This is a genomic window from Brasilonema sp. UFV-L1, from assembly GCF_012912105.1.
GTDB lineage: Bacteria > Cyanobacteriota > Cyanobacteriia > Cyanobacteriales > Nostocaceae > Brasilonema.
The window spans coordinates 86731-97730 of sequence record NZ_QMEA01000008.1 but is presented as its reverse complement, the minus strand read 5'-3'; the positions used below and the strand labels follow the sequence as shown (position 1 = coordinate 97730).

The following is an 11000-nucleotide window of genomic DNA, read 5'->3' as shown; positions in this document are numbered from 1 at the left end:
ACCCCCCACCCCCACCCCACACACGGGAGGTGACCTCTTGGGGCACTTGTATCAAAAGTGAAAGATGAGTAGCTAATCCAGTTTTCTCTCACTTTCCTACCTACGCGATCGCCAAACTTTTCCCAGGCTTCTTCGTAATATTTACCGTCCGGCTTGCCGCCGACACTGAGGTAAATTTCTTTCTGAACGCTGAAGCCAAAGCGTCCATTGCTGTATTTTACCCAAAGTTGGTCAATTGTGCGCAGGTCAGTACAGGGAAAGTTTAAGAGTTCTTCTTTTCTAATGTAGTCATTTTCTTCGCGCCCGACAGCTTGAAGCATCACGAGGTAAGTTTCATTGTCAGCTTCTTTCCACTTTCCTGCTGCGAGTAAGTCTCGCAGTTTCGTGTAGTCTACACCTTTTTCTGAACTGAGGTCATCTTCATCAGTTGTAGGGGGTGGAGGTTCAGGGGCAATATCTTTCGCTATCTGTTCGTGTGAACTCGTCGTCTCATCCGCCTCTCCTTCCTGCTGGCGTGCTGGGATTAACCGCGTCTCAATTGGCGCGATGTCTTCATCTCTGAGTTGCAAAAGTTGCTGCAAACGTTTTAATACCTCTCGTGTGTGATGACTGAGAGTACCTTCTTCCTCTAATGCCTCAGTCAGTGCTTCTTCATATTCTTGTAGATTTTGTTGGCGCTTGCGGAAAGGAACAAGGACTTCGTTTTCAATTTCTTTTGCTTCATCCGCCGACAAACTCAGTTCACTCTGGCGACGGTTGAGAACTCGACGAACTGAACGCGAAATTTTACCCTCTTTGATCCATTTCTGTACTTCTTTACGATACTCCAGTTTCGGATCGTCTATCGGAGCTTTTGCCAGCTGAATTTTGTAACCCTCTTTGATGACATAAATCTCTGGTTTCATCGCCGGTGCTGCTTCCTGTACTTTCTCGCGCGCATACGAATGCAGTTCATCCACCGAAATCACGCCGTCATTATCCGTGTCAGCCGCGCCTTTCTCAATTCCTTCTACAAGGTAGCGGGTATAAACTGATAAATCTGAACCCTGTTGTTCAAAAGAATACTGCATGGCAGTAGAAGAAGTCAGAACTGCCCGTCCTTCGACTTCCTGTGGTTTCTTGGTTTCTGCCAGTTGATTCTTGATATCCAAACTGCCATCATCTTTTGCCCTCATACCTTCAGCAAATGCACCGCTAAAGCAACAGTCAAGAATAATTACCTGTCGCCGCGAACCCCTATTTTCCATGAGGTTGTGTATCATGCTAGCAGCAACAGCAGTAGTTCTGACCAATTCTCCTTTAGTGTTTTTACGAGTGTTAGATGTTGCCAGGTAAAGTCTGCCGATGTCATCTTTAATACCATGACCAGAAAAATACAGCAGCACCAAGTCATCCTTTTGTCGATTGAAGAATAGCGTTTCAATTGCTTCTTCCATCGCTTGTCGTTGGGGATTTTTCAGCACTGTGATATCTGATGCGGCAAAATTACCCATGTCTGGGTGCTGCAAAACTCGCTGCATAGCATCGACATCCATAACAGCCCCAGCCAACGGGTTTAAGCCTGGTTCATACTCACTCACTCCTATAAGCAGTGCAACTTTCGCCATGTTTACCAGCCTACTCTGGGTTCAGTAATTCCTGTATTGCCTTGACTGCTGCTTCTAACTCTTGCTGACTGCTTGCTTTTATCTTAACTTTTTTGCCATTTGCTTCTGCTTCCAATTCAATGAGTTTGTTGGCTAGGCGATCGCTTAGAAACCCCCACATTTGTTTTACATTTTCCGGATTCACAAAAGCAATCACCTGAGCTGCTACCCAGCCTGTGACTGATTTGGTTCCCAGCAGCGTGTTGGGTTTCACAACTCGATCAACTGTTTCCACTTCATCCAAATCTTGCATCTGTGCTAGAAGCTTCTGGACTTCCTCATTCTTCTCATCCTCATCCAAGTTGGGATCGGTAAATGTAATGGTTAGTTTCAGGTTTGAGGTGTCTGGCATAATACTAGTAATGTTTATAAGAAATATTTACACTTGCGAGAATTCTACTGTAATGTAGATACCAATCAAATAGTAGACGATTCCGGAAACTCAGCTTCCTTTCCCCTTTATAAGGGGAAAGGTGCCGCAGGCGGATAGGGGTAAACTCCGCGTCTGTCCTCGCTTGTTCCCAGCCTCAGGCTAGGAACCAGAAAAAACCTCACCCTGTCCTCACGGACATCCCTCTCCTTGCTAAGGAGAGGGAAAGATTTTAGCGAAGCTAAAAGCGAGGGTGAGGTTTCGAGCGATCTGGTGTGTACACCATAGCTTTATAAGGGCAAAGGTGCCGCAGGCGGATAGGGGTAAACTCCGCGTCTGTCCTCGCTTGTTCCCAGCCTCAGGCTAGGAACCAGAAAAAACCTCACCCTGTCCTCACGGACATCCCTCTCCTTGCTAAGGAGAGGGAAAGATTTTAGCGAAGCTAAAAGCGAGGGTGAGGTTTCGAGCGATCTGGTGTGTACACCATAGCTTTATAAGGGCAAAGGTGCCGCAGGCGGATAAGGATACACTCCGCGTCTACCCTTAATTCACAATTCGTAATACGCTGATATTAAGAATTATGAATAAGTCATGACTAATCTGCAAATCTTTTTGGATATTGCTACAGAAGCAGCCCTTGCTGCTGGCGCGGTGTTGCAAGGTTATTTGGGTAAGGTAGAAGACGCGATTACTGAAAAAGGACGCCCCGGTGATTTGGTAACTGCTGCTGATAAAGCTTCGGAAGCTGTAATTTTAGATGTTTTGCGTCGTCACCTTCCTGACCATTCTATCCTGGCTGAGGAATCTGGAAAACTAGGAAATCAAGAGAGTGAGTATCTCTGGGCGATTGATCCTTTGGATGGAACAACGAACTTTGCTCATCAATATCCTTTTTTTGCTGTTTCGATTGGGCTATTGATTCAGGGTGTCCCACAAGTCGGTGTTATTTATGACCCGTTTCATGATGAGTTGTTCCGGGCGGCTCAAGGTTTGGGAGCTACGCGTAACCGTCGCGCTATAAAGGTTTCAGACACTTCTGAACTTGGGAAAAGTTTGTTGGTTACGGGATTTGCTTATGACCGTCGTGAAACTTCTGACAACAACTATGCGGAGTTTTGTCACTTGACTCATCTGACTCAAGGAGTTCGGCGCAGTGGTTCAGCATCTCTAGATTTAGCTCATGTCGCCTGTGGTCGTCTTGATGGTTACTGGGAAAGAGGTCTTTCTCCTTGGGATGTTACTGCTGGTGTCATTTTACTACGAGAAGCTGGCGGAAAGGTGACTGCATACGATGGCAGTCCGTTAGATATCTGGTCTGGTAGAATTCTTGGTACTAATGGTTATATTCACAATAGTCTGAGTCAGGAATTACAACAAGTTCCGCCGCTGTCTTCATGGGTTAGCCCCCACTAGCAGGCTGAAAAACTAGCAGTGAGGGAGTTTAATTTACAGCTGCTGTTGCTGATTTATCCGCTTTCGCAATTCAACTTCAAATTCCTCATCCGTGGTGCAAAGTACACTTGGTCGAGAACGAATTATGCTCAAGTAGTACTGGAATGCATCCTCGTCTTGAGGATTCCGTCGCACGTATTCGCGCAGCTGCTGTTCTGTCATCGCTTTATAATTAGTCATCCGATAAACACCTCCCCATTCGGAAGTACTTCTATCTGTATTGTCTCTCCAACCAAAATGACTATTCTCTGGGTGCGACTGTCATATCGCACCATTTCGATTGGTTGTAGTAGCTTATTCTTACGCATGTGCGATAGAACGCCCTTAGCTGTTCTACTGTCGGTTCCATAGGCAATTTAGTTATAAAGCCTTGATTTTACATAAATTGAGTTATCTTGTACTGTTTTTAGTAACATCACTGTCTGCGTAGGAAGAGAAAAAAGTTAAATTTATTACATATATAAAAGTGCAGTCAACTGAATAAATCCAAGGGATTGTGGTGCAACTATATGTCTTTCCAGTTCAATCGCGGATTGTTTAAGTATGATTTTATAGACCATCACGCGGTTCTGTGTGTACCAATTGATGCAGATGTCAAGGAAATTCGTAAGCGCTATGTTCAAATTGCCCGTCGCTTGCATCCTGATAGCTGTAAGGATGAAACTGATGCTGAGAAACAACTCGCGAATGAATTGTTGTCTAAGCTGGTGAATCCGGCTTATGAAACACTTTCTCATGAGAAAACTAGAACCGAACATATTTTTGTTTTGTCGCTCATAGGTAAGCGTCTTGTGCAAGAATCGGTTTCAGTGGAATTCAACAGCGATGTAACTCAGCAGCTAGCTTGTGCGCCTCATTTTGAGCATATCTATAAGAGTGCGATTACCAAAATTGCTGAAACTCAATATGACTCTTTACAGCAAGTACAACACACCATAGCCTCACTCAGCGAGTTGAATTTGGTATACACTATGCGCAGTGCTGGCAAAATATTTACAGCAGCATCACTGCTAATTGCTCAGCCAGAAATTCCAACGTATGCACCAGCAGTTAATCAAGCCCCCGTAATCTCTCCACCACAAAAGAAAGACTCAGTTGTTGTTTCATACATCCGTCGCGCTCAAAATTTGATAGCACAAAATCAATTGGCACAAGCAAGGGTAGAATTACAAGATGCTCTGAAACTAGAGCCAAATAATAGTCGTTGTCATAGCTTGATTGGGGTGGTCTATTTGAAGCAAAATCTAACCACAAGTGCAAAAGTGTACTTTAACCGCGCCCTACAATTAGACCCCAAAGACGAAATAGCGTTGGCGGGAAGACTTAAAATTGAACAGATGATGGGGCAAAAACTTAGTGGTGCGAAGCGTACAGCTTCGTCTCATACGAGGAGTCAGCAACCAGGTAAATCTGGGGGTGGCGGTTTGTTTGGTGGTTTGTTTGGTGGGAAGAAAAAATAATGGTGTATCAATCTCCAGTGGGAGCTAGGGATTTATTACCCTTAGATGTGGCTCAAAAACGCTGGATAGAAGATCGGTTAGAGCAAGTGTTTCATCGTTGGGGATATCACAGAATTATCACCTCAACACTAGAGCGTATGGATACGCTGATGGCGGGAGGAGCAATTGATCGCTCTATGGTGATTCAACTGCAAAATAGTCATGATGAAGATTTGGGGCTACGTCCAGAACTGACAGCTTCTATTGCTCGCACGGCTGTAACACGCATGGGGGGTGTGACTTATCCACAACGTCTATATTACAATGCTAATGTTTTCCAACGGACAGCTGAGTTAAAGCATAACCGTCAGCAAGAATTTTATCAGGCTGGGGTGGAATTATTGGGCAGTGGTGGACGCTTAGCTGATGCAGAAATTCTGCTGTTGGTTGCAGATTGTTTACAAGCTTTGGGTTTGAACCATTGGTCTTTAATTTTAGGTGAAGCCCAAATCACGCGATCGCTCCTCAAAGCTTTTCCTCCTCATCTACAAGAAAAAGTCCGGAGTGCGATCGCTCACCTTGACCGTGTAACGATAGACACTTTACCATTGAGCGATGAACTACGAGAACGCGCCAGAATCATGCTTGATTTGCGCGGAAATCCCGCTGATGTTCTTCAAAAACTGAGCAATCTAGGTTTAGACGAGAGTCTACAAGCGGTCGTAGATCATCTCAGACTACTAGTAGAATTACTGGATATTTCAGTGATTTCGAGTACAAGGTTCATCCAAGCAAGAGGGATAGAAACCATCCTCGACCTGAGTTTATTACAAACCTTTGACTACTACACAGGTGTTGTATTTGAGGTCGTCAGTCATACTGATGGACAGACACGGGTAATAGGGCGGGGTGGTCGCTATGACCAGCTTTTAGAGCTTTATCATCCGAAAGCAGAAAGTATACCGGGAATAGGTTTTGTACTCTTCTTGGAAGACTTACAACAAATTCTCTTGTCTGCTGGGCGGTTACCACAAACGACATCAGCTAGCAATTGGTTGATTGTACCAGAAACACCGGATGCTTACACAGCCGCCTTTGCCTACGCTACAAAACTTCGAGACTCGACTCACTTGGTACGAGTAGAAATGGATTTAGGGGGACGAGATGCGGATGAGATTCGACAATATGCACGCGATCGCACTATCAGCCAAATTGCTTGGATTAAAGCTGATGGTTCCAAAACAATTGAGTCAACAATTAGGGGTGTAGGAGGGTAAGGGCAAAACAAGTCAAAAGTCAAAATGTGCTGCGCACCGCTAGCTCCTAAGAGGGGCGCTAACGCAAACGCTAACAAAAGTCAAAAGTATTAATTTTGACTTTTGGTTTAATACTTTTGACGTCTTGGAGTCTCTACACCCTTAGTTCTGTGCCTACTATAATCCGGGTGTCGTTTGTGCAAACAAAGCTACAAAATCTGTCGTCACTACAGTACCAGGCGCGTCTTCTGGTTGAGAAATCAAGTCAAAAGCCTTGTTTCTGGCGTTTGGTTCCAACAAAGCTTGGACAACCACTTCTGCGACATCTGCACGCGGAATCGAAGTGGGAATTCCATTTGGTGGATTAATCAACATGGTGTCATTTTTACCAACTAGGAGTTCTCGTTTTCCTCCCGGTTGGTCTAATAGACCCCCAGCGCGAATAATCGTATAATCAATACCAGAATCAATTAAATACTGTTCTGCCTTACGTTTCCAAATCAAGATGTTGCCATGACCAATACTGTTAAGGGGATGGTTTTCATTCGTGCCACCCATTGAACCAACCAGCACAATATGATTGACTCCAGATGCTTTTGCAGCATCAATTTGGTTAACCTGACCCTGGTAGTCAATGACTTGCGGTATTTCATCATTAGGAAAAGTAAACTCAGGACGCATCCCTGGTTGTGGTATTCCTTTCATTTGGGGAATCGCACTGGTGAGAATAACTAAGGTAGAACAACCTTCTAACGCTTTTATGAGAGTCTTTGGATCGCGGATATCGCCAAAGAAAAAGTTATCCATTGCACCAAACAATTGCTGAACTTTCTCACTCTTACGGGCAAATCCCCTCAGAGTAAACTGCTGGGGACGTTGTTGCAATTTTTGGCACACGAGTGAACCAGTACGTCCAGTTGCACCAGTGACGAGAACTTGTAGAGGGGTAGTCATCTAAAATTAATTACAAAATAGAATTGCAAAAAACTATTATCCCATTGAATAAGAAATACTACTTTTGACACTAGAGGCGTCTGGCGTTTAAGCTTAGCGCAACCCAACAATAGAGGACGAGTGATTCAGTATTATTGCTAGGCTATATACAGCTGACAAAACATAGCAATTTTAATCCAAATAGAGGGGAACTATGCCGCACACGATTGTTACTGATGTCTGTGAAGGCGTCGCTGATTGCGTAGACGCTTGTCCAGTCGCTTGCATTCATGATGGTCCTGGCAAAAACGTCAAGGGAACTGATTGGTACTGGATTGACTTTGCTACCTGCATTGATTGTGGTATATGTATCCAAGTGTGTCCAGTAGAAGGGGCGATCGTCCCAGAAGAACGACCTGATTTACAAAAAACACCGTAGTATAAACGGTTAACATCTTTGAAAAAACAGGCATTGAAAAATAAAATTTTGCCTGTTTTTACAGTCATAGTATATAGTTGTATCGTCGAATTTTTAGAAAAAATTAGAAAAATAACTGTATTTTAAAGTAGCTATATTTTGTATTTTTAAGATAGAGCATTATGTCTGATTCGCTAACTCATTCGTCTCCTCTACTAGAAGTCAAAAATGTCCACGCTGGATACATCAAAGATGTAGACATCTTACAAGGTGTCAATTTCCGAGTGGAACGTGGAGAATTAGTAACAGTCATTGGTCCCAACGGTGCGGGAAAATCTACCTTAGCAAAAACTATTTTTGGGCTTTTGACTCCCCACACAGGCTCAATTACCTTCAATGGAGAGAATATCGCTGGACTTAAGTCGAATAACATCGTTCGTAAGGGAATGTGCTACGTACCGCAAATTGCCAATGTTTTCCCTTCTTTGAGTGTAGAAGAAAATCTAGAAATGGGCGCTTTTGTCCGCAATGTTCCTCTCAAGCCGCTCAAAGATAAAATATTTAATATGTTTCCAAAGCTTAGCGATCGCCGTCAACAACGCGCTGGTACTCTTTCTGGTGGCGAACGTCAAATGCTAGCAATGGGCAAAGCTTTGATGTTAGAACCCAGTTTACTTCTTTTAGATGAACCTTCAGCAGCTTTGTCTCCTATCCTGGTGACGCAGGTGTTTGAGCAAATTAAACAAGTTAACCAAGGTGGTACGGCGATTGTACTTGTTGAGCAAAATGCCCGTAAAGCTTTGGAAATGGCTGATCGAGGTTATGTACTGGAATCTGGACGCGATGCTATCTCTGGTCCTGGTTTACAATTGTTGAATGATCCTAAGGTAGGCGAATTGTATCTGGGAGCAGGGAAGGGACATTGAGGAGATGGCGCTTCTGAAAAATTGGATAACTGGGAGTTCATCTGAAAAATGTCTAACAACCTATATGAGAGCGATTTACAACTCTGGATTGAGCAAACGATTGGGCAATTGAAAAACCGTGAATTTGAGTCGCTAGATATTGAGCATCTGATTTCGGAGTTGGTAGACTTGGGTAAGTCGGAAAAGAATACGCTCAAAAGCAATCTCAAAATCTTGTTAGCGCATTTACTCAAGTTGCATGTTCAGCATGATGTGCCCGATACTATGAAAGCAAGTTTGTACAGTTCTGTAGTAGAACATCGTCTACGCGTTCTTGACAATTTGACAGATACGCCTTCGCTTAAAAGTTTTTTGAATGAAGCGTTGGAAAAAGCTTATCCTGATGCCCGCAAGGTGGCAATTAAGGAGGGGAAGTTCGCTAAATTTGGGGTTCGTGTGCCCCAGGAAAGTGAGTATCCCATGATTTGTCCTTTTTCGGTTGAGCAGATTCTAGATGAGGATTTCTACGGGCTGTAGATAGTGGCGATCGCTTCGCGATGCCAAAATTTGGTAACTTGAAATACAACATTGAAACTAAAATCTTCCGGGTTAGCGTATAAGTTACACGAGGGGTGGGGAGTGTCAAGAAAATGAAATGACTCTTAAACCGTTATTTGCTAACTCTTGCATCTTTGCAGAGTTGGAGATGTTCCAGCCATCAACCAAATGGTTTTAACAGTACACAGTACACAGTAAACAGTACACAGGGAAGGAGTCAGGAGTCACCAAGTCAGAATTCTTTATTTCTTCCTTGGTGAATACTGAATTCACCGATTCTGAATTCTTCTTCAAACTGATAACTGATAACTGATTCGGTCAGCTGCATTTGTGAAACTGAGATAGACTAATGAGTCGAATAAACGGATTTGTTGGGCGTCGTAAATTTTTGAAGCAATGTATTGCAGGTGTGGAAGGACGCAAATCACAATAATTAACCTTAAATAAAATAATTACCGGGTATCCAAAACGTATGACAATTAAACAAATTGAGAAACTTAAAACTCCTAAATTTCTCCAACAAATCGAATCAACTCTAAAACCATTGGAGTTCTTGGAGCGTTGTGCCAAAAATTGCGGAGATCTCTTTTTCATTAATTCCATTGGCGAGCTAGAAATTTTAGTTGTTAGTCATCCTCAAGATCTTCAAGAATTATTTAATCCCACAAATAAAATTCTTGCTGCTCCGGCTGCTGCTAATGAAATCTTCAAACCTCAAGTTGGAGAAAACTCGTTAATTGTACAAGATGGAGAACGTCATCAAAAACAGCGAAAGCTAATGATGCCTCCCTTTCATGGGGAACGGATGGTCAATTATGGGCAGCAGATTTGTGAAATTACCCAACAAGTGGTACAACGTCTCAAGCCAGGTCAAACTTTTATTGCTCGCCATATAAGTGAAGCTATTACCATGAAGATTATCTTAAAAATAGTCTTCGGTATTGATGAGGGATTACGGTTTAAAAAACTGGAAAACTTAATGACAACTTGGTTGGATTTAACTAATTCACCACTCAGCGCCAGTGTTTTATTGTTTCCACCTCTAAGAAAAGATTTGGGTTCTTGGAGTCCTTGGGGAAGATATCTGCGCTTGCGGCAACAAATTGATGATTTACTGATGGCGCAAATATGGGAGCGTCGCCAAGTGCAATCAAATCATTTTGATATTCTGAGTTTGCTAATAGAAGCAAAATATGAAAATGGAGAAGGCATGAGTGATGCCGAATTAAGAGATAACCTTTTGACTTTACTAGTTGCTGGTCATGAAACCACAGCTACCGCTATCGCTTGGGCTTTGTACTGGATTCATCAACAACCGGAAGTCTATGAGAAACTCTTGCATGAGTTACGAAGTTTAAATACTCCGGACGCGCTCAAAATTACTCAACTTCCTTACCTGACAGCAGTTTGTCAAGAAACTTTACGGATTTACCCTGTGGTTCTTTCCACTTTTCCTAGAATTACTTTACGCTCTGTCAATTTAAGCGGGTATCAAGTTGCCTCTGGAACGTATGTAGTACCTTCTATTTACTTAACTCATCGTCGAGAAGATTTATATCCCCAAGCAGATAAATTTCAACCAGAAAGGTTTATTAATCGTAAATACTCACCTTATGAATTTTGGCCTTTTGGAGGTGGTTCTCGTCAATGTCTAGGTCAAGTATTTGCTTTGTTTGAAATGAAATTAATTTTAGCAACTATTGTTTTAAATTATCAATTGAAATTAGAGGAGAAAAGTCCTGTTAAGCCAGCACGTCGAGGTTTTTTAATAGGTCCTCAAGGTGGAGTAAAAATGAGTCTTGTCGCGGGGACTCCTCGTTATACCAATTCAAAATTCAAAATTCAAAATTCAAAATGAAGAAAGCCGAGACGAAACTTGGGTTTGGGAATGTGTATCTGTCGCATTCTTTTTTAAAATTGGTATTAGATATTTGGTAGAACACTATCATGTTTATCCTACATTAAAGGGTTTAAGACCCCTACGTCTACCCGTAGTACGCCAGATGCCTCAAGTCGGGAAACC

The 11000-nt window shown here is 42.8% G+C and carries 11 protein-coding genes; 7 read left to right on the top strand and 4 right to left on the bottom strand.

What is annotated here, in order from left to right; all coding sequences use genetic code 11:
* Positions 1-1607: GUN4 domain-containing protein (locus tag DP117_RS37185; RefSeq protein WP_339381387.1), on the bottom strand; the 1607-nt coding region annotated here is incomplete at its 3' end.
* Between the two features lie 10 nt (positions 1608-1617).
* Positions 1618-1998, bottom strand: coding sequence for a hypothetical protein (locus tag DP117_RS04740; RefSeq protein WP_169217174.1), 381 nt, complete (start codon positions 1996-1998; stop codon positions 1618-1620).
* A 609-nt stretch (positions 1999-2607) separates the two neighbouring features.
* Here DP117_RS04740 and DP117_RS04735 point away from each other — a divergent pair.
* Positions 2608-3429, top strand: coding sequence for an inositol monophosphatase family protein (locus DP117_RS04735; protein ID WP_169217173.1), 822 nt, complete (start codon positions 2608-2610; stop codon positions 3427-3429).
* A 33-nt stretch (positions 3430-3462) separates the two neighbouring features.
* Here the strand turns inward: DP117_RS04735 and DP117_RS04730 are convergent, their stop codons facing one another.
* Positions 3463-3648, bottom strand: a complete 186-nt coding sequence (locus tag DP117_RS04730) for a hypothetical protein (protein ID WP_169217172.1) — start codon at positions 3646-3648, stop codon at positions 3463-3465.
* Between the two features lie 329 nt (positions 3649-3977).
* On the opposite strand from DP117_RS04730, the gene DP117_RS04725 reads away from it, so the two are divergent.
* Together DP117_RS04725 and DP117_RS04720 are read left to right on the top strand one after the other, a co-directional pair.
* Positions 3978-4928 carry a J domain-containing protein gene (locus DP117_RS04725; RefSeq protein WP_169217171.1) on the top strand — a complete coding sequence of 317 codons (951 nt, stop codon included), beginning with the start codon at positions 3978-3980 and terminating at the stop codon, positions 4926-4928.
* Positions 4928-6184 (top strand): ATP phosphoribosyltransferase regulatory subunit, encoded by a 1257-nt coding sequence (locus DP117_RS04720; RefSeq protein ID WP_169217170.1) that lies wholly within the window; start codon positions 4928-4930, stop codon positions 6182-6184. The genes DP117_RS04725 and DP117_RS04720 overlap by 1 nt, the downstream gene beginning before the upstream one ends.
* 156 nt (positions 6185-6340) lie before the next feature.
* On the opposite strand, the gene DP117_RS04715 is transcribed toward DP117_RS04720, so the two are convergent.
* Positions 6341-7117 (bottom strand): SDR family oxidoreductase, encoded by a 777-nt coding sequence (locus DP117_RS04715; protein ID WP_169217169.1) that lies wholly within the window; start codon positions 7115-7117, stop codon positions 6341-6343.
* A 193-nt stretch (positions 7118-7310) separates the two neighbouring features.
* Here DP117_RS04715 and DP117_RS04710 point away from each other — a divergent pair, with 193 nt between their 5' ends.
* From DP117_RS04710 to DP117_RS04695, 4 genes are all read left to right on the top strand, one after another.
* Complete coding sequence (locus tag DP117_RS04710; protein ID WP_169217168.1) at positions 7311-7535, top strand: ferredoxin family protein; 225 nt, start codon at positions 7311-7313, stop codon at positions 7533-7535.
* A 161-nt stretch (positions 7536-7696) separates the two neighbouring features.
* The gene (locus DP117_RS04705; protein ID WP_169217167.1) at positions 7697-8440 is read left to right on the top strand and encodes an ABC transporter ATP-binding protein; all 744 of its coding nucleotides are present in this window, start codon (positions 7697-7699) and stop codon (positions 8438-8440) included.
* A gap of 48 nt (positions 8441-8488) precedes the next feature.
* Positions 8489-8956: a DUF29 domain-containing protein gene (locus DP117_RS04700; protein WP_169217166.1), complete on the top strand. Its 468-nt coding sequence runs from the start codon at positions 8489-8491 to the stop codon at positions 8954-8956.
* 493 nt (positions 8957-9449) lie between these two features.
* On the top strand, positions 9450-10835 hold the full coding sequence (locus DP117_RS04695; protein WP_169217165.1) for a cytochrome P450: 1386 nt from the start codon (positions 9450-9452) through the stop codon (positions 10833-10835).
* The last annotated feature ends 165 nt before the right edge of the window (positions 10836-11000 follow it).